This is a genomic window from Actinomadura atramentaria DSM 43919, assembly GCF_000381885.1.
In the GTDB taxonomy this organism is placed as follows: domain Bacteria; phylum Actinomycetota; class Actinomycetes; order Streptosporangiales; family Streptosporangiaceae; genus Spirillospora; species Spirillospora atramentaria.
The window spans coordinates 493,296-511,095 of the sequence record NZ_KB907208.1 but is presented as its reverse complement, the minus strand read 5'-3'; the positions used below and the strand labels follow the sequence as shown (position 1 = coordinate 511,095).

At 74.2% G+C, this 17,800-nt stretch carries 17 protein-coding genes; 7 read left to right on the top strand and 10 right to left on the bottom strand.

All coding sequences use genetic code 11. The annotated features are described in order from the left end of the window. Position 1: 1 nt before the first annotated feature. Complete coding sequence (locus G339_RS0102420; protein WP_019629483.1) at positions 2-217, top strand: exodeoxyribonuclease VII small subunit; 216 nt, start codon at positions 2-4, stop codon at positions 215-217. On the opposite strand, the gene G339_RS0102415 is transcribed toward G339_RS0102420, so the two are convergent. Together G339_RS0102415 and G339_RS0102410 are read right to left on the bottom strand one after the other, a co-directional pair. After that, positions 214-843, bottom strand: a complete 630-nt coding sequence (locus G339_RS0102415; protein WP_019629482.1) for a DUF4245 domain-containing protein — start codon at positions 841-843, stop codon at positions 214-216. The two genes, G339_RS0102420 and G339_RS0102415, sit on opposite strands and share 4 nt — an antisense overlap. A gap of 20 nt (positions 844-863) precedes the next feature. Next, on the bottom strand, positions 864-1,511 hold the full coding sequence (locus G339_RS0102410; protein WP_019629481.1) for a TetR/AcrR family transcriptional regulator: 648 nt from the start codon (positions 1,509-1,511) through the stop codon (positions 864-866). Between the two features lie 183 nt (positions 1,512-1,694). Between G339_RS0102410 and glpX the strand changes: the two genes are divergently transcribed. Then, positions 1,695-2,729 (top strand): class II fructose-bisphosphatase, encoded by a 1,035-nt coding sequence (gene glpX, locus G339_RS0102405; protein WP_019629480.1) that lies wholly within the window; start codon positions 1,695-1,697, stop codon positions 2,727-2,729. 25 nt (positions 2,730-2,754) lie between these two features. Here the strand turns inward: glpX and G339_RS0102400 are convergent, their stop codons facing one another. Continuing rightward, entirely contained in the window at positions 2,755-3,384 is a 630-nt protein-coding gene (locus tag G339_RS0102400; protein ID WP_019629479.1) for a DUF1707 SHOCT-like domain-containing protein, read from the bottom strand. Positions 3,385-3,546: 162 nt separating this feature from the next. Between G339_RS0102400 and G339_RS0102395 the strand changes: the two genes are divergently transcribed. Further along, a complete protein-coding gene (locus G339_RS0102395; RefSeq protein ID WP_019629478.1) occupies positions 3,547-4,782 on the top strand; it encodes an MFS transporter in 1,236 nt (411 codons plus the stop codon). 68 nt (positions 4,783-4,850) lie between these two features. Here G339_RS0102395 and G339_RS0102390 read toward each other — a convergent pair whose 3' ends face one another. Continuing rightward, positions 4,851-5,084, bottom strand: coding sequence for a hypothetical protein (locus G339_RS0102390; RefSeq protein ID WP_019629477.1), 234 nt, complete (start codon positions 5,082-5,084; stop codon positions 4,851-4,853). 40 nt (positions 5,085-5,124) lie between these two features. Beyond that, positions 5,125-6,525, bottom strand: coding sequence for a MocR-like pyridoxine biosynthesis transcription factor PdxR (pdxR, locus tag G339_RS0102385; RefSeq protein ID WP_019629476.1), 1,401 nt, complete (start codon positions 6,523-6,525; stop codon positions 5,125-5,127). A gap of 67 nt (positions 6,526-6,592) precedes the next feature. Between pdxR and G339_RS0102380 the strand changes: the two genes are divergently transcribed. The 4 genes from G339_RS0102380 (at position 6,593) to G339_RS0102365 (ending at position 12,430) form a co-directional block, all read left to right on the top strand. Then, complete coding sequence (locus tag G339_RS0102380) at positions 6,593-7,561, top strand: DMT family transporter (protein WP_019629475.1); 969 nt, start codon at positions 6,593-6,595, stop codon at positions 7,559-7,561. Further along, positions 7,554-9,194, top strand: a complete 1,641-nt coding sequence (locus G339_RS0102375; RefSeq protein WP_019629474.1) for a fumarate hydratase — start codon at positions 7,554-7,556, stop codon at positions 9,192-9,194. The genes G339_RS0102380 and G339_RS0102375 overlap by 8 nt, the downstream gene beginning before the upstream one ends. 352 nt (positions 9,195-9,546) lie before the next feature. Continuing rightward, complete coding sequence (locus tag G339_RS36320; protein ID WP_169514701.1) at positions 9,547-10,806, top strand: serine/threonine-protein kinase; 1,260 nt, start codon at positions 9,547-9,549, stop codon at positions 10,804-10,806. Positions 10,807-11,020: 214 nt separating this feature from the next. Continuing rightward, positions 11,021-12,430 carry a class II fumarate hydratase gene (locus G339_RS0102365; RefSeq protein ID WP_019629473.1) on the top strand — a complete coding sequence of 470 codons (1,410 nt, stop codon included), beginning with the start codon at positions 11,021-11,023 and terminating at the stop codon, positions 12,428-12,430. A 22-nt stretch (positions 12,431-12,452) separates the two neighbouring features. Here G339_RS0102365 and G339_RS39660 read toward each other — a convergent pair whose 3' ends face one another. The 5 genes from G339_RS39660 to G339_RS0102340 form a co-directional block, all read right to left on the bottom strand. Then, positions 12,453-13,637, bottom strand: a complete 1,185-nt coding sequence (locus tag G339_RS39660) for an aggregation-promoting factor C-terminal-like domain-containing protein (RefSeq protein WP_019629472.1) — start codon at positions 13,635-13,637, stop codon at positions 12,453-12,455. Positions 13,638-14,049: 412 nt separating this feature from the next. Next, a complete protein-coding gene (locus G339_RS0102355) occupies positions 14,050-15,402 on the bottom strand; it encodes a PhoH family protein (protein ID WP_019629471.1) in 1,353 nt (450 codons plus the stop codon). A 126-nt stretch (positions 15,403-15,528) separates the two neighbouring features. After that, positions 15,529-16,362 (bottom strand): isoprenyl transferase, encoded by an 834-nt coding sequence (locus G339_RS0102350; RefSeq protein ID WP_019629470.1) that lies wholly within the window; start codon positions 16,360-16,362, stop codon positions 15,529-15,531. 302 nt (positions 16,363-16,664) lie between these two features. Further along, positions 16,665-17,177: a hypothetical protein gene (locus G339_RS0102345; protein ID WP_019629469.1), complete on the bottom strand. Its 513-nt coding sequence runs from the start codon at positions 17,175-17,177 to the stop codon at positions 16,665-16,667. A 97-nt stretch (positions 17,178-17,274) separates the two neighbouring features. Next, positions 17,275-17,796, bottom strand: coding sequence for a hypothetical protein (locus G339_RS0102340; RefSeq protein ID WP_019629468.1), 522 nt, complete (start codon positions 17,794-17,796; stop codon positions 17,275-17,277). Positions 17,797-17,800: the final 4 nt, after the last annotated feature.

Genomic DNA, 17,800 nt, shown 5'->3' with positions numbered 1-17,800 from the left:
CGTGGCCGACGAGAAACTGACCTACGAGCAAGCCCGCGACCAGCTCACCGACGTCGTCCGGAAGCTGGAGGCGGGCGGCCTGACGCTGGAGGAGTCGCTGGCGCTGTGGGAGCGCGGCGAGAAGCTGGCGGAGGTCTGCGAGGAGTGGCTGGAGGGCGCGCGCGCCCGCCTCGCCGCCGCGACCAAGCCGGAGGGCGACGCGGCCGCGCCGTTCTAAGGCTTGGGCTGGGGGCGCAGGGCGGTGACGAGGACCGCCAGCTCGTCGTAGCCCGCGGTGCCGGTCACGACGACGGTCGGGCCGCCGGGCAGCGTCCGGGCCAGCGAGTACGCCTTCTTGTCCTTGCGGTAGTACGTCTGCCAGGTCGCGCCCGCGATCTCCCGCGTGCCCGTGGGGTTCTTGCTGTTGGTCATCCGCGGGATGTACGCGGCGGGCTTCTCGTCGCTCTGCTCCAGCGCCGCGTACTCGTCCGAGGGCGTGACGAAGCCGAGGTGCCAGGCGACCGGCTGACCGGACGAGCCGAGCCCGTTGACGCGCGAGCTCGTCGGCCGCCACCGCGCGGGCAGCCCCTCGGGGGCCTGCGGCGTGTAGGGCGCGCCGGACCGCATGGCGAGCAGGTGCCCCGCGTAGTCGACGGTCGGCAGCACCTCCTTGTCGCCGCGCGGGGTGATGAAGTAGATCACCGCGACGAGCGCGAAGCAGGCGGCCAGCGCGATCGTGAACCCGCCGAGCCCGGTCGTCAGCCGCTTGTGGACACCCGGGCTGACCTCCACCACGGGCCGGCCGGCGGCCGACCGCGGCGCGGCGGGGCTCTCGGGGGCGGGCGTCTGCGTCGTGTCGCTCACCCCTCCAGCATCGCGCACGGTCAGCGCTGCTCGGTACGCGGGTTCCGGATCGTGCCGACGATGTCCATGATCGCGTCGGCGAGCCGCCGGGACTCGCGCTCGTCGTCGCCCTGCGCGACCTCGGAGACCGCGCCCGCCATCGCGCCGGTCAGGACGATGACGAGGGCCTCGTCCACGCCGCCGTCCGCGGTGTGGAACAGCGCCGCGTTGCGCCGCGCCCAGCGGTTGAGGCGCTGGCGCATGACGCGGTCGAAGCCGGGCGGGCCGTCGCCGGAGATGAACAGCCGCGCGACGGCGCGTTCGGCGAGGCAGCCGTCGAGGTAGGCGCCCGCGCCCGCGATGAACTGCCGCATCGGGTCGGCCTCGCCCGCGTCCCGGACGGCGGTGATGGCCTCGCGGGTGCGCTCCTGCTGGCGGGCCTGGAACTCGTCGAACAGCGTGAGGTACAGGTCGGCCTTGCCGTTGAAGTGGTGGTACAGGCTGCCGACGCTGGCGCCCGCGCGGGCGACGATGTCGGTGACGGCGGCCTGCGCGAACCCGGACTCACAGAAGACGTCCCGCGCGGCGTTCAGCAGGGCCGTGCGGGTGGCGGCCCCGCGGTCGGAGGTGCGCGGCGCGGGGGCGGCCGCGTCCACTCCGCCGGACGGCACGTCGATGTCGCTGCTCATGAGTGCTGAGATTACGCCCTCGCTCCGGGGGAAACGATCCCTGTACCCGCCCTGTACCCGCCGCCGGGACTTTCGCGCCCTACCGGTGGCGGTCACGCGGTGTCTCTGGTCTGGTCCAATTTGTGAGCCAGGCCGGACATTACGGAGAATTCGAGTCACACCGACCGAAAGGGCTGCCACGTCATGTCCGACGAAACGACCGTGTCCTCGCCGCTGACCACCGAGCCCTCCGCGCCCGACCGCAACCTGGCGCTCGAACTCGTCCGGGTGACCGAGGCCGCGGCGATGGCCGCCGCGCGCTGGGTCGGCCGGGGCGACAAGAACGGCGCCGACGGCGCCGCCGTGAACGCGATGCGGCAACTGATCAACACCGTGTCGATGCAGGGCGTCGTCGTCATCGGCGAGGGCGAGAAGGACAACGCCCCGATGCTGTTCAACGGCGAGCACGTCGGGGACGGCACCGGCGCCGAGTGCGACGTGGCCGTCGACCCGGTGGACGGCACCCGGCTGACGGCCCTCGGCATGAACAACGCCATCGCCGTGCTCGCGGTGGCCCCCCGCGGTTCGATGTACGACCCCTCGGCGGTCTTCTACATGGAGAAGCTGGTCACCGGCCCGGAGGCCCGCGACGCCGTGGACATCGAGCGCCCGATCGGCGACAACATCCGCGCCGTCGCGCGCGCCAAGGGCTCGTCGGTCGAGGACGTGACCGTCGTCATCCTGGACCGGCCGCGCCACGAGGGCATCGTCAAGGAGGTCCGCGAGGCGGGCGCGCGGATCAAGTTCATCCTGGACGGCGACGTCGCCGGCGCGATCATGGCGGCCCGCGCCGGGACGGGCGTGGACCTGCTGCTCGGCATCGGCGGCACCCCCGAGGGCATCATCGCGGCGTGCGCGATCAAGGCGCTGGGCGGTGTGATCCAGGGCCGGCTCTGGCCGCAGGACGACGCCGAGCGCCGCAAGGCCGTGGAAGCGGGGCACGACCTCGGCCGCGTCCTGACCACCGACGACCTCGTCACCTCCGAGGACGCGTTCTTCGCAGCGACGGGCATCACCGACGGCGAGCTGGTGGACGGCGTCCGCTACGGCAAGGGCGTCGCGACGACGCACTCGCTCGTCATGCGGTCGCGCAGCGGGACGATCCGGTCGATCACCAGCGAGCACCAGTTGGAGAAGCTGCGCGCCTACAGCGCGATCAACTTCGACGCGGCGGTGTGACCGGCGGCGGGGCCGGGGGCGCGCGTCAGCGGTCCCGGTCCCGCCGGTTCCCGGGGAGGCGGCCGCGGACGCGGTCGCGGAGCGTCCGCTTGGGCGCGCGGGCGCTCACCGAGCCGAACAGCAGCGTCCCGACGATCTCCACGGTGGGGCCGCCCTCGACGGGCCGGTGCCGCAGTTCGCGCGTCGCCAGGACGGTGCGGCCGGTGACGCGGACGCGGACGCCGTCCGGCACGAGCAGCCGGACCCGGCCGCCGAGGACGAGCGCGTCCACCACGATGTGCCGCCGCTGGAGCACGGCGTCGCGCAGGTCCAGCTCGACCGTGCCGAACAGCGCGAACAGCGGCAGTTTCACCGGGACGACCCAGCGCCCCTCCCGCCGGACGCGTCCGAACGCGACCGAGACGGGCTTGTCGTCCACGATGATCGGCTGCGCCTCGCTGGGCCCGAGGTCGCCGGTGAGGCCGGTCAGCTCGCCGAGGGTGCGCGCCGCGTACGCGCGCTCGGTCCGCTCGGCGTGCTCGTCGAGGGTGATGCGGCCGTCGCCGAGGGCCTCCCCGAGCAGCGCGACGACGCGCTCCCGGTCGGCGTCGGAGGCGCGCAGCTCGCTGACGCGCCGCACCGGTTCCCCGGCGCCGCGGGGGCTGGACGTGTCCACGCGCCCCACAGTAGCCAGCGCGCGGCGCTTTCCCCACCCCGCTTCCCGTGGCCGCGACCATACGGTTTGGGGTGAATAGGGTCGTGCGGCATCATTGACCGGCCCGTACCGCGAACCCTACGCTCACATGAAAATTATTCATGTTGCTGAAAGAAGGACGCCATGACGGGCAGCGGGATCACCGCGCGCACCCGGCAGGCCCGCGCCGCCGGATATGCCGCCTTCGCCGTCCAGGGCCTGTGCTTCGCCGCCCTGGTGAGCCGCGTCAACCAGATCCGCGACGCCCACGGGATGACCGACGACCAGATCAACATCGTCGTCCTCTGCGTGCCGATCATCGCGGGCGTCGGCAGCGCCGTCGCCGCGCCGCTCATGGGGCGGTTCGGCAGCGGGCCCGTCCTGCGCGTCTCCCAGCCGCTGGTGTGCCTGTCGATCCTCGCGGTCGGGCTCACCGGGAGCAACAACCTCGCGCTGTACGCGGCGGTGGCGCTGTTCGGGCTGTTCGTCGGGGCCGTGGACGCGTCCATGAACGCGCAGGCCGTCACCGCCGAACGCGCCTACGGCGTCAGCATCCTCACCGGCTTCCACGCGCTGTGGAGCGCGGCGGCCGGACTCGGCGCGGTGTGGGCGTGGGTGTCCAACAGCTACATCTACCCCGACCACCTCTCGACGTCGCTGGCGGTCGGGTTCGCGATCCCCGCCGTCCTCGGGATCGCGGTGTCGCTGACCACCGGGCCGCGCCTGGCGACCAAGGCCGAGGAGGTCACGCTGCCCGCCGGGGAGGAACTGAAGGCGGCGGCCAAGCTCGTCCCGTGGCGGCCCGTCCTGATCATCGGCATCGCGATGGCGTGCTTCTACCTCGCCGACTCGATGCTCTCGAACTTCGGGTCGCTGTTCTTCGACAACGACCTGCACGCCAAGGACGTCGCGCCGCTCGGGCTCGCCGCCTACCAGGTCGCGATGGTCGCCAGCCGGGCCGTCGCGGACTTCGCCGTGCGGCGCTTCGGCGCGACGCGCGTCGTGCGCGCCGGGACGGTCGCGGGCGCGGTCGGGCTGATCCTCGTCGTGGTCGCGCAGAACCCGGCGATGGCCATCGCCGGGTTCGCCATCACCGGGCTCGGGCTGTGCGTCGTCGCGCCGATCTCGTTCTCGGCGGCGGGCAAGGCCGACCCGTCCGGCCTCGGCGTCGCCGTCGCCCGCGTCAACATCTTCAACTACGTGGGGTTCGTGTTCGGCGCGATCGTCGTCCTGATCGTCCAGCCGTTGGCCAGCTACCAGGCGTCCTACGCGGTCCCGGCGGTCCTGACCCTGGTCATCATCGCGCTGGCCAAGGGCTTCGAGCCCGCGGAGACCAAGCCCGCGGTGCAGCCTCCGGTCTCAGAACGCCCCATCGCGTAAGCCGCGCGGACCCAACAAGACAGCGCCCGGCCGCTCGCGAGCGGCCGCGGGGGCGTCGCCCCCCACGCCTACCCGTCCTCGGCCAGGGCCGTTACGGCGTCTTCGCCCGCGGAGCGGGCTTCCTGGGGGGAGAGGTCCTCCAGGGCGCGGCCGAGCGCGGTCAAGGCCGCGTCGGCGGCGGCGCGCAGGGTCACGGCGTGCTCCTGCGCGCGGGCCAGGTCGCCGAGACCCACGCAGTCGAACGACACCTGGGCGTCGTGGGCCGCCATCTTGAGCTGTCGCGCGGCCTCGTCCAGACTCATCGGTCCTCCCGCATCCCTCGCATCGCTTCGGACCGGGCTTCTACCCGCGCGCACTTGGGGTAACCGCCCGCGCGAGGACTTCTACGGACCGGTCCAGACGCGCCGTTGCGGTCCGGCCGTAACCGAGGATCAGCGCGGGCGGCGCGGCGGCGGCGCGCGCCGCCGACCAGGTGGCGCGCGCGCCGGTCACCAGGACGCCGTCGGCGGCGGCCGCGGCGACGACCGCGTCCTCGTCGCAGCCCGCCGGAAGCTCCACGTACAGGTGCAGGCCCGCCGAGACGCCGCGCACGACCGCGCCCGGCAGCCGGACGCGCAGCGCGGCGGCGAGCGCGTCCCGGCGCTCCCGGTAGCGGCGGCGCATCGTCCGCAGGTGCCGGTCGTGGCCGCCGTCCGCCAGGAACCGCGCCAGCGCGCGCTGCTCGGGCACCGGGCCGCCGAGGTCGGTCAGCGCGCGGTGGGCGCGCAGCGCCGCCGACAGCGCGGGCGGCGCGACGGCCCAGCCGAGCCGCAGCGCGGGCGCGAGCGCCTTGCTCACCGAGCCGAGCAGCACGACCCGCTCGGGGTCGACGCCCTGGAGGCAGCCGACCGGGTCGCGGTCGTAGCGGAACTCGGCGTCGTAGTCGTCCTCGACGACGATGCCACCGGTGTCGCGCGCCCACGCGAGGAGCGCCGCGCGGCGGGCGGGCGACAGCACGACCCCGGTCGGGTACTGGTGCGCGGGCGTGACGAGCACGGCGCGCGCACCGGTGGCGGCGAGCGCGGCGACGTCCAGGCCCTCGCCGTCCACCGGCACCGGGACGGGCTCCGCCCCGGCCGCGCGCAGCAGCGGGAGCTGCCGCTCGCTCGTCGGGTCCTCGACGGCCAGCGCCCGCCGCCCGTCCGCCGCGAGCAGCCGCGCGACCGCCGACAGCCCGTGCGCGACGCCGCCCGTCACGGTGATCCGGTCGGCGGTCGCGGCGGCCGCGCGGACGCGTCCGAGGTATCCGGCGAGTTCGGCGCGCAGGGCGGGGTCGCCCGCCGGGTCGGGGTAGGCCAGCAGCTCGTCGTGCGGGGTGTCGCGCAGGGCGGCCCGCAGCGCGGCCAGCCACCGGGCGCGCGGGAACGCGGCGAGGTCCGGCTGACCGGGCCGCAGATCGGCGACGGCGGCGGGCGCGGCGGCCGGAACGTCGGCGGCCGGACGCGGCGCGTCGGGCCGGACGAGCGCCGCGATCCGCGTGCCGTCCCCGCGCCGCGCGACCAGGAACCCCTCCGCCAGCAACTGCTCGTAGGCGGCCACGACGACGCCGCGCGAGACGCCGAGGTCGCGCGCGAGCGCCCGGCTCGACGGCAGCCGCGTCCCGGCGGGGAGCCGCCCGGCGCGCGCGCCCGCGCGCAGCCCGGCGGCCACCTGGGCGGACAGCCCGCCCGCCGCGCGGTCCAGCGCGAGGTGCAGATCGGTCATTGGTCCGGTGAACGGGGGTCGGATTGGCCCTGTTCGGTGGTCCAGGGCGCGCTTAGCGTCCCATGACATGACGATCTCCGACAGTCCGCCCGTCTCCGCCGGAATCCCCCGCGCGATGCTGGGGGCCGCGCTCGGGATGGCGCTGGTGGGAATGCTCCCGGCCGTCTCCAAGACGATCGAGGGCTATCCGGCGCTCGGCGGGCAGGCCGTGCGGTACGCGGCGGCCGCCGCGCTGCTGGGCCTGCTCGTCCGCCGCGCCGGAGCGCCGCCCGTCCGGTTGCGGGCGCGGGACCTGGTGCTCCTCGCCGCGCTCGCCGCGACGGGGCTCGCCGGGTTCAACCTGTGCGTGCTGGCCGCCGTGCGCGACACGAGCCCGGCGACGACGGGGACGGTCATCGGGGCGTCCCCGGTCGTCCTCGCGGTCGCCGCGCCGCTGCTCGCACGCCGCGCCCGGCCCGCCCCGGCCGTCGTGGCGGGCGCGGTCGCCGTCGCGGCGGGCGCCGCGCTGGCGACCGGGTTCGGGGACGCGACCGCGCGCGGCCTCGCGTTCTCGGCGGGCGCGCTGGCCGGGGAGGTGTGCTTCTCGCTGCTGGCCGTCCCGCTGCTCCCCCGGCTCGGGCCGCTGCGCGTGTCGGCGTACACGGCGGCGCTCGCCGCGCCGATGCTGCTCGCGGCGGGCGTCGCGGTGGACGGGACGGGCGTCGTGCGCGTCCCGTCCGCGGAAGAGCTGGCGGGCCTGCTGTTCCTCGCCGTCGTCATCACGACGGTCGCGTTCGTGCTCTGGTACGGCGCGGTCGCGCGGATCGGCGCGGACCGCGCCGGGCTGTTCACCGGCGTCCTGCCGGTGAGCGCGGTCGCGACGACGGTCGTGTGCGGTCTCGGGACGCCCGGCCCGGCCGCGCTCGCCGGGTCCGCACTGGTCGCGGCGGGCGTCGTCGCGGGCGTCGCCGTTCGCCCCGGACGGCCGGAGGCGCGGGCCGGAGTCGTAACCTGTAGGGCGGCCCCCATCGGAACGCGCGAGGATCACGATGCCTGAGTTCTCCTACACCGACCTGCTGCCCCTCGGCCCGGACGAGACCGAATACCGGCTGCTCACCAGCGACGGAGTGTCCACGTTCGAGGCGAACGGGCGGACGTTCCTCCAGGTCGAGCCGGAGGCGCTGCGGCTGCTCACCGAGACCGCCATGCGCGACATCGCGCACCTGCTGCGCCCGGCGCACCTGGCGCAGCTCCGCAAGATCCTCGACGACCCGGAGGCCAGCCCGAACGACCGGTTCGTCGCGCTGGACCTGCTGAAGAACGCGGGCATCGCGTCCGGCGGCGTCCTGCCGATGTGCCAGGACACCGGTACGGCGATCGTCATGGGCAAGCGCGGCCAGCACGTCCTCACCGACGGCCGCGACGAGGAGCACATCTCGCGCGGGGTCTACGACGCGTACACCAGGCTGAACCTGCGCTACTCGCAGATGGCGCCGGTGACGATGTGGGACGAGAAGAACACCGGCAACAACCTCCCCGCGCAGATCGAGCTGTACGCCACGCCCGGCGACGCGTACAAGTTCCTCTTCATGGCCAAGGGCGGCGGCAGCGCGAACAAGTCGTTCCTGTACCAGGAGACCAAGGCCGTCCTGAACCCCAAGCGGATGCTCACTTTCCTGGAGGAGAAGATCCGCAGCCTGGGGACGGCCGCGTGCCCGCCGTACCACCTGGCGATCGTGGTGGGCGGCACGTCGGCGGAGTTCGCGCTGAAGACGGCCAAGTACGCGTCCGCGCACTACCTCGACACGATGCCGGACGCGGGCTCCCCGCTGGGCCACGGCTTCCGCGACACCGAGTTGGAGGCGCAGGTCTTCGAGCTGACGCAGCGGCTCGGCATCGGCGCGCAGTTCGGCGGCAAGTACTTCTGCCACGACGTGCGCGTCATCCGGCTCCCCCGGCACGGCGCGTCGTGCCCGGTGGCCATCGCGGTGTCGTGCAGCGCGGACCGGCAGGCCGTCGCCAAGATCACGGCCGAGGGCGTGTTCCTGGAGAAGCTGGAGACCGACCCGGCGCGCTTCCTGCCCGACACCACCGACGAGCACCTGGACGGCGACGTCGTCCGGATCGACCTCAACCGGCCGATGGACGAGATCCGCGCCGAGCTGACCCGCTACCCGGTGAAGACGCGGCTGTCGCTGACCGGCCCGCTCGTCGTCGCGCGCGACATCGCGCACGCCAAGATCAAGGAGCGGCTGGACGCGGGCGAGCCGATGCCGCAGTACCTGCGCGACCACGCGGTCTACTACGCGGGCCCGGCCAAGACGCCGGAGGGCTACGCGTCGGGCTCGTTCGGGCCGACGACGGCGGGCCGGATGGACTCCTACGTCGAGCAGTTCCAGGCGGCGGGCGGCTCGCTGGTGATGCTGGCCAAGGGCAACCGGTCGCAGCAGGTCACGGACGCGTGCAAGGCGCACGGCGGCTTCTACCTGGGCTCGATCGGCGGCCCGGCGGCGCGGCTCGCGCAGGACTGCATCAAGAAGGTCGAGGTCCTGGAGTACCCGGAGCTGGGCATGGAGGCGGTCTGGAAGATCGAGGTCGAGGACTTCCCGGCGTTCGTCGTGGTGGACGACAAGGGCGACGACTTCTTCGCCGACACGACGGGCCCGGTGCTGAGCATCGGCCGCCGCTGAATGGGGGCGGGCGTCCCGCGCGGGACGCCCGCTCTTTGATCATCCGGAAAAGGAGCCGTTCGCCGCGCCGTTGATCATCTTCGATCCGCCCACCGAACGGACAATCCACAACATTTCGGACAGCGCGCGCGCTTCGGACCGGCCCCGCGCGCAGTTACGGACATCGCCCCGGAACCCGTCCCCCACCTGCGCCCGGGTGACAAAGAGTCCACCCCCCGGACACGCCCCGTCGGCGGAACTTTCACGCCGCCGCGCGCCCGCGCCCGCGGGGAGGTCACAGTATCGGCCCGAAAAGCGGGTTGGTCGCGCGGTCTCCCCAATGACCGCGCGGCCACTCCGGTATCTTTCCCCCATGTCTCAGTCTGAGCGCCTCGTGCTCGCGACGCGCTACCGGCTGGTCTCGGAAATCGGCCAGGGTGCCAACGGCACCGTCTGGCGCGGCCATGACGACCTCCTCGATCGCGCGGTGGCGATCAAGGAGCTCAAGCTGCCCGCCGACCTCTCCGAGAACGACCGGGTCGTCTTCTACCGCCGGACGCTCCGTGAGGCCCGGGCCCCCGCCCAGCTCCGCTCCACCTCGATCGTCGAGGTGTACGACGTGGTCATCGAGCAGGGCCGGCCGTGGATCGTCATGGAGCTGATCGAGGCGCCCAGTCTGGAACAGCTCATCGACCGCGACGGCCCGCTCCCGCCCGACCAGGTCGGGTACATCGGCCGCCGCCTGCTCGACGCGCTCGCGGTGGCGCACCGGGCCGGGATCGTCCACCGCGACCTCAAGCCCAGCAACGTGCTGCTCGACGGGGACCGCGTCGTCCTCACCGACTTCGGGCTCGCGTTCTCCTCCGGCTCGGCCAGCCTCACCAAGACCGGGCACTTCATGGGCTCCCCCGCCTACGTCGCGCCGGAGGTCGCGGCCGGGGACAAGGCCACGCCGCGCTCGGACCTGTGGTCCCTCGGCGCGACGCTGTACGCGGCGGTGGAGGGCAAGCCGCCGTTCGAACGCGACAACGTCATGGCGACGCTCAGCGCCCTGGCCAACGAGCCGCCGCCGACACCGCGCCGGGCCGGGGCGCTCGCCCCCGTCATCACCGGGCTGCTGGAGAAGCACCCGACGCGGCGGCTCACCCACGCCCGCGCCGTCGACCGGCTGGAACGCGCCCTGACCGGGCCGCGCTCGGCGCGCCGGACGCGCGCGCCCCGGCTGCGGATGGCCGCCGTCGTCGCGCTCGTCGGCGGCGTCGTCGCGTCCTGCGGAATCGGGGCGACGGCGCTCGCGATCGGGATGATGCGCGACTCCGGCGAGCCTGACCCCAAGACGCCGCCGACCGCCGCGCCCGCGTCCGCGCCCGCCGACGGGACGGGCACGCTCATGATCCGGGGCCGGACGGCGGGCTGCCGGATCTTCGTCGCGGTCCCCGGCGACACGCTGACCGTCCTGGCCAACAACGAGACGGTCGCGGTCGGCAGCGCGCGGCGCTACGACCAGCCCCGGCTCAACGCCGTCGTGTACGACGCGTCGGCCTGCGAGGTCTGGGTGAACGGCGCGAAGAAGCCCCTCGGCTCCCCCGGCGAACGCCGCAACTACACCGTCCGGGCCGACACCAAGGACTGACGCGGCCGGTGGTGCGAGCCCGTGGTGCGAGCCCGTGGTGCGAGCCCGTGGTGCGAGCCCGTGGTGCGAGCCCGTGGTGCGAGCCCGGTGTTGGGAGCACGGTGTTCCGGGCACGGTGTGATCAATGAACCGCGCCCGCCGGGGAATGGTCGGGGACGGGTCTTCGCTGCACCGAACAGCGGAGAACGCGCGATCAGCCGGAGGTGCAGGCGTCATGTCCGAGTCCGGGGAGTACCGGGTCGAGCACGATTCGATGGGGGAGGTCCGGGTTCCCGCCGCCACGAAGTGGCGCGCCCAGACCCAGCGGGCGGTGGAGAACTTCCCGATCTCCGGGCGCGGGCTGGAGTCGGCGCACATCGCCGCGCTCGGCCGGATCAAGGCCGCCGCCGCGAAGGTCAACGCCGGGCTCGGCGTGCTGGAGCCGAGCGTCGCGGAGGCCGTCGCCGCCGCCGCGCTGGAGGTCGCGGAGAACCGCTGGGACGACCAGTTCCCGATCGACGTGTTCCAGACCGGGTCGGGCACCTCGTCCAACATGAACGCCAACGAGGTCATCGCGACGCTCGCGCAGGAGCGGGTGGGGCGGCCCGTCCACCCCAACGACGACGTCAACGCGTCCCAGTCGTCCAACGACGTGTTCCCGTCGTCCATCCACATCGCGGCGACCACGGCCGTCGTCCACGACCTGATCCCGGCGCTGCGGCACCTGGAGGCCGCGCTGGTGCGCAAGGCGGCGGAGTTCGCCGACGTCGTCAAGGCGGGCCGCACGCATCTGATGGACGCCACGCCCGTCACGCTCGGCCAGGAGTTCGGCGGGTACGCCGCGCAGGTCCGGTACGGCGTGGAGCGGCTGGAGGCCGTCCTGCCCCGGCTCGCGGAGCTGCCGCTCGGCGGCACGGCCGTCGGGACGGGCATCAACACCCCGCCCGGCTTCGCGGCGCGCGTCATCGCCGAACTCGCGGACGCGACCGGCCTGCCGTTCACCGAGGCGCGCGACCACTTCGAGGCGCAGGGCGCGCGGGACGGCCTGGTCGAGGCCAGCGGCGCGCTGAAGACCATCGCGGTCGGCCTCACCAAGATCGCCAACGACCTGCGCTGGATGGGGTCGGGGCCGCGCACCGGGCTCGCCGAGATCCGGCTGCCCGACCTGCAGCCCGGCTCGTCGATCATGCCGGGGAAGGTGAACCCGGTCCTGCCGGAGGCGACGCTGCAGGTCGCGGCGCAGGTCATCGGGAACGACGCGGCCGTCGCGACGGGCGGCGCGGCGGGCAGCTTCGAGCTGAACGTGATGCTGCCGATGATGGCGCGCAACGTCCTGGAGTCGGTCGCGCTGCTCTCCAACGTCGTGCGGCTGCTCGCGGACCGCTGCGTGGACGGCATTGAGGCGGACGCGGGCCGGCTCCGCGAGTACGCCGAGTCCTCGCCGTCGATCGTGACGCCGCTGAACCGGTACGTCGGCTACGAGGAGGCCGCGCGGATCGCCAAGCAGGCCCTCGCCGAGCGCAGGACGATCCGCGACGTCGTGCTGGAGCGCGGCCACGTGGCGGACGGGTCCATCACCGAGGAGGAGCTGGACGCCGTCCTGGACGTGCTGTCGATGACGCGGCCCGCCGAGTCCGACGGCTGACGCCGGACCCGGGGCGGCCGGGTCAGTACGAGTTGTGCGACTGGAAGAAGCTCCACGCCCCGCACGGCGTGCCGTAGCGGCCCTTGATGTAGCCGAGGCCCCACTTGATCTGCGTGCGGGCGCTCGTCCGCCAGTCGGAACCGGCGCTGGCCATCTTCGAGCCGGGCAGCGCCTGCGGGATGCCGTACGCGCCGGACGGGTTCGCGGCGGTGGTGCGCCAGCCGCTCTCCCGGTTCCACAGGTTGACCAGGCACGCGAACTGGCCGTCGCCGTCGAAGCCGAAGCTCGGCAGCATGCCCTTGGCGATCTGCTGGGCCTCGCCCGCCGGGACGGGGTCCGCTCCCGCGCCGCCGCCCGTGCCCCCGCCGCCGTCGCCGTCGGACTTGGGCTTGGGCGTCTCGGTGGGGATCGGCTCGCCCTTGGAGCGCAGCGTCGGCGCGCCGAGCGTGCTCGACTCGGCCGCGCGCTTGACGGCCTCCTTGCGGCGCGCGGCCGCGAGCGCGGTGGTGTCGACCTCGGGGACGGCGGCGTCGGCGACGGGCGCGGACGCGACCGTGCCGGAGTCGCCGCCCTTGCCGCCGTCGCCGGTCAGCGCGAACGCGGCGACCGAGCCGCAACCGACCGCCAGGACGGCCCCGCCGACGACGGCGGCGACCGCGAGGCCGGTACGGCGGCCCGTGTTATGGCCCGTGCTGTGGCCCGTGTTATGACCCGTGCCGCTGCCCGGCTCGCCGGACGCCGCGCGCGGGCGGGCGGCCTTGGCCCGGCTGCGGCGCGCGCGGCCCAGCTCGGTGCGGGACGGCCCGGACGGCGACCGGCGGCGCGGGCCGCCGATCTCGATCTCGTCCGCCGCGCCCTGCCCGAACCCGGCCTGCTCGCCGCCGGGCTGCTCGAACCCGGGCTGCTCGGGCTGTCCCACCACGGGCTGCCCGCCCGGCCCACCGACCACGGCGCCGCCGAGCACGGCCTGGTCGAACCCCCGCTCGTCGAGCCCCGGACCGTCGAACCCCGGGCCGGGCGGCGCGCCGTGCAGGGCCGCCGAGCCGACCGCGGGCAGCCCCGCGGTGTCGCCGGAGCGCGCGGCGGTGTCCGGCGCGCCGGGGCGGGGCCCCGCGACGCGGACGTCGGGGACGGCCGCGTCCGGCGCGGGGAAGAAGGAGGACTGTCGATCGTCTCGCCTGGGTGACCCGAACGAGTCTCCGGACAAGGCGGTCCTTCCGACGGTCGCACGGCATGGGCGCGCGTGCGAGCGGCCTCACCCCGTCCCGGCGGGCCGCCGAGGCGGCCGTCCGGGCGCGGAACGGGTCGGCCCGCGCGCGGGTTCGCCGGGGGGAGGCGCAGGCCGTGGCACCGTTCCAGAGGTGCTTACGGGGACACACAATGCCCGACCGCCGGGGCCGCTCCGCAACCGAATCGAGATGGAAGGTGCGGGGCGGCGTGTTGTCAACCTGCGTGGGAGGGCCGTGGAACGGCCTGCGGAGCTGCGGTTCTTCGACCCCGGGTGCTAGAGAGTGACCTTCCTCACAACTATACCGTCCGGTAACGGACGAACACGGACGGTCAACGACAACTCACCGGCACGAGCGGGCCGCCCGGAACCCCGGACGGCCCGTCCCGCGTCACGCCCCGACGTCGCCCAGCAGATCGGTGACGAGTTCCGCGATCGGGGACCGTTCCGAACGCGTCAGCGTCACGTGGGCGAACAGCGGATGCCCCTTCAACCGTTCCACGACGGCGGCGACCCCGTCGTGCCGGCCGACCCGCAGGTTGTCCCGCTGCGCCACGTCGTGCGTCAGGACGACGCGCGAGCCCGCGCCGATCCGCGACAGCACCGTCAGCAGCACGCCGCGCTCCAGCGACTGCGCCTCGTCCACGATCACGAACGCGTCGTGCAGCGACCGGCCGCGGATGTGGGTGAGCGGCAGGACCTCCAGCATCCCCCGGTCGATGACCTCCTCGATCACCTCGGGGGTCGTGACCGCCGACAGCGTGTCGAACACCGCCTGCGCCCAGGGCGACATCTTCTCGTTCTCCGACCCCGGCAGGTAGCCGAGGTCCTGCCCGCCCACCGCGTACAGCGGGCGGAAGACGACGACCTTGCGGTGGCGGCGGCGCTCCATCACCGCGTCCAGGCCCGCGCACAGCGCCAGCGCGGACTTGCCCGTCCCCGCGCGCCCGCCGAGCGAGACGATGCCGACGTCCTCGTCGGTCAGCAGGTCCAGCGCGACGCGCTGCTCCGCCGACCGGCCCCGCAGCCCGAACACGTCCCGGTCGCCGCGGACGAGCCGCACCGACTTGTCCGGCAGGACGCGGCCGAGCGCCGACCCCCGCTCCGACAGGATGCGCAGCCCCGTGTGGCAGGGCAGGTCGCGGGCCTCCGGCAGCTCGGCGGCGCCCCGCTCGTACAGCTCCTCCACGGCCCCGGCGGGCAGCTCCAGCTCCCGCATGCCCGTCCAGCCGGACTCGACGACCGCCAGCTCCGCGCGGTACTCCTCGGCGGCCAGGCCCACCGACGACGCCTTCACCCGCATCGGGAGGTCCTTGGAGACCAGGACGACGTCCCGGCCCTCGTGTTTCAGCCAGCCCGCCACCGACAGGATGCGGGTGTCGTTGTCCCCCAGCCGGAACCCGGCCGGCAGGACGCTCGGATCGGAGTGGTTCAGCTCGACGCGCACCGTGCCGCCCTGGTCGCCCACCGGCAGGGCCTCGTCCAGCCTGCCGTGCGCGAGCCGGAGGTCGTCCAGCGTGCGCAGCGCCTGGCGGGCGAAGTAGCCGAGTTCGGGATGGTGGCGTTTGGCCTCCAGCTCCGAGATGACGACGAGGGGAAGCACGACCTCGTGCTCGGCGAACCGGGTCATCGCCCCCGGGTCGGCGAGCAGGACGCTCGTGTCGAGGACGTACGTGCGCCGGTCCGAAGCGGCGGCTTCGGCGGGGTTCCCTGACTCGGGACGGCGCGGGGAGGTTGTGGCCACTCGATCTCCCTGGCAGATGGGGGACTACCGGTGGCGCGGCGGTCCGTCCCGGCGCGGCACGGACGGCTCGGAGGGCCGGTGCCGGGCGGCGGGGCGGTGGGCGGGGCGTGCCCCGTGGGGACGACCTCAGGAACCGTAGCGCCGGTGGCGCGCGGCGTACGAGCGCAGGGCGCGCAGGAAGTCCACCTTGCGGAAGTCCGGCCAGTGGACCTCGCAGAAGTAGAACTCCGAATGGGCGCTCTGCCACAGCATGAAACCCGACAGGCGCTGCTCACCCGACGTGCGGATGACCAGGTCGGGGTCCGGCTGGCCGCGCGTGTAGAGATGCTCGGCGATGTGCTCCACTTCGAGGACCTCGGCGAGTTCCTCGATGCTGGTGCCCCTGGCCGCCTGCTCGACGAGCAGAGAGCGCACCGCATCAGCGATCTCACGCCTTCCCCCATACCCAACCGCGACGTTCACAATCAGGCCGGGGGCATCGGATGTGGCCTCGCGGGCCGCTTTCAGGACACGGGCGGTCCTATCGGGCAGCAGGTCCAGCGCGCCGACCGGCCGGACGTGCCGCCCGTCCGCCGCCAGCCGCTCCACCGTGTCCTCGATGATCCGCAGCAGCGGCTCCAGCTCGCCCGCCGGGCGGTTCAGGTTGTCGGTGGACAGCAGCCACAGCGTGACGACCTCCACGCCCGCCTCGTCCGACCAGCGCAGCAGCTCCGAGATCTTGTCGGCGCCCCGGCGGTGGCCGCTGTTGACGTCCGCGTGGCCCTGCGAGCGCGCCCAGCGGCGGTTCCCGTCCAGGATCACGCCGACGTGGCGCGGCGTGATGTCCGTCGGCAGCGACGACTCCACCCGGCGCTCGTACATGCGGTACGCCGCGTCGCGGACGACGCCGTACGGGCGGCTCCGCCGCACCGCCGCCGCCAGGCGCGCCGCGCGGCCGGGCTCGGTGGGTCGAGTCGACATGCTGGTGGTCCCTTCTCTTAAGGGGGGTCGACCCCCCTTACAACCCCCCGCGTTTCATTGTGGGGGGACGACCCCCCACACCCCCCGAGGCGCGGAGCATGCGTCCTCGCTCGCTGGCGCTCGCTGCGGTGCATCCTCCGCGCTGCGCCCGCCCGGCCGCCCGCCTGGCGGCTCGCGGCCGTGCGGCCGCGTGAGTCCGTGGTCGCCGTTCGTGGTCGGGTTGAAGAACGGGTGGCCGCGGCCGATGTGTTCCATTCATGAGACGCGGGATGGTGCGTCCCGGTGCCGGGGCGCGGAGGACTTTAGGGTAGCGAACGGATTTCTCCGGTGAGATCGGTGAGGAAGTCGAATAGTTCGCCGGAGGTGAGGACGGCGCGGACGCCGCGTCCGGTGGAGCCCCAGGCTTCGACGACCGCGCGGCGGGAGACCCGCCAGGCTCCCCCGTCCCCCGATCCCACCCAGCGGGCGGACGTGCGCAGCGTGCAGCGCAGTTCGCCGCAGCCGGGGGCGTCCGCGCGCTCGCGGTAGCGGAAGGCGAACAGCTCCCACTCGCCGCCGGGGCCGTCCTCCGGGCCGGGGAACCGGTCGTCGGGGTCCGGCCAGCGGGCGGCCTGCGGCGAGCCGTCCGCGCGGGCCGCCGCGACGCCCGCCGCCAGCGCCGCGAGCCGGTGCCCGCAGCGCTCCCCCACCGCGCCGAACGCCGCGCCGTCGCGGCGCAGCTCCAGGGTGACCTCGAAGGGCGCGCCGCCCCGGTCCCGCGCGGGCACCGGCAGGACGGCCAGCGACGACCCGTCCAGGCAGCGCAGTCCCCGCACGCGTCCCCTCCCCGCCTCGAAAACGATCTTCACTGACCACATTAAGGCAGGTCACAGCCATGATCACACCTTGGACAGGCCGTGATCCGGCAAGAGGTCAGGCGGTGGGACCGGCCGCGCGGGCGCGCTCGACGTGCTCCAGGGCGGCGCGCAGCTCGCCCAGCCACTCGTCGGTGTTCCTGCCGACGAGCCGCACGCACCAGGCGAGGGCGTCGCTGCGGCTGCGCGCCACGCCCGCCTCGACCAGCGTGTCGAGGACGCGCCGCTCGGGCTGCCGCAGCCGCGTCATGACCGGGACCGACAGCGTCGTGAACATCTCGCGGTGCCCGCCGCACGCGACGCCCCAGGACACCTTGTGCCCGAAGCGGTGCTCGGCCTCGCGCGCGATGGCGATCCGGTGGTCGCGGGTGGCCTCGCGGAACCGGGCGACGTGCCCCTCCACGGCCGCCGCCCGCTCGGCGTCGGACGCGCCCGGGGCCGCGGCCGGTTCGGCGAGGCGGCCGACGACCGAGACCTCCTCGCGGTCGAGGACGATCTCGGGCGCGCCCTCGAACCAGCCGTCCGGGAGCCGTCCGGAGAACCAGCCCCGGAGCTGGTCCGCCGACGCATTCGCTGTCATGTCA

Bases quoted from the DNA above. Each gene is read 5' to 3' on its own strand.
- G339_RS0102410 (WP_019629481.1), bottom strand. From the start codon at position 1,511: ATGAGCAGCGACATCGACGTGCCGTCCGGCGGAGTGGACGCGGCCGCC.
- glpX (WP_019629480.1), top strand. From the start codon at position 1,695: ATGTCCGACGAAACGACCGTGTCCTCGCCGCTGACCACCGAGCCCTCC.
- G339_RS0102395 (WP_019629478.1), top strand. From the start codon at position 3,547: ATGACGGGCAGCGGGATCACCGCGCGCACCCGGCAGGCCCGCGCCGCC.
- G339_RS0102390 (WP_019629477.1), bottom strand. From the start codon at position 5,084: ATGAGTCTGGACGAGGCCGCGCGACAGCTCAAGATGGCGGCCCACGAC.
- pdxR (WP_019629476.1), bottom strand. From the start codon at position 6,525: ATGACCGATCTGCACCTCGCGCTGGACCGCGCGGCGGGCGGGCTGTCC.
- G339_RS0102380 (WP_019629475.1), top strand. From the start codon at position 6,593: ATGACGATCTCCGACAGTCCGCCCGTCTCCGCCGGAATCCCCCGCGCG.
- G339_RS0102375 (WP_019629474.1), top strand. From the start codon at position 7,554: ATGCCTGAGTTCTCCTACACCGACCTGCTGCCCCTCGGCCCGGACGAG.
- G339_RS36320 (WP_169514701.1), top strand. From the start codon at position 9,547: ATGTCTCAGTCTGAGCGCCTCGTGCTCGCGACGCGCTACCGGCTGGTC.
- G339_RS0102365 (WP_019629473.1), top strand. From the start codon at position 11,021: ATGTCCGAGTCCGGGGAGTACCGGGTCGAGCACGATTCGATGGGGGAG.
- G339_RS0102350 (WP_019629470.1), bottom strand. From the start codon at position 16,362: ATGTCGACTCGACCCACCGAGCCCGGCCGCGCGGCGCGCCTGGCGGCG.
- G339_RS0102340 (WP_019629468.1), bottom strand. From the start codon at position 17,796: ATGACAGCGAATGCGTCGGCGGACCAGCTCCGGGGCTGGTTCTCCGGA.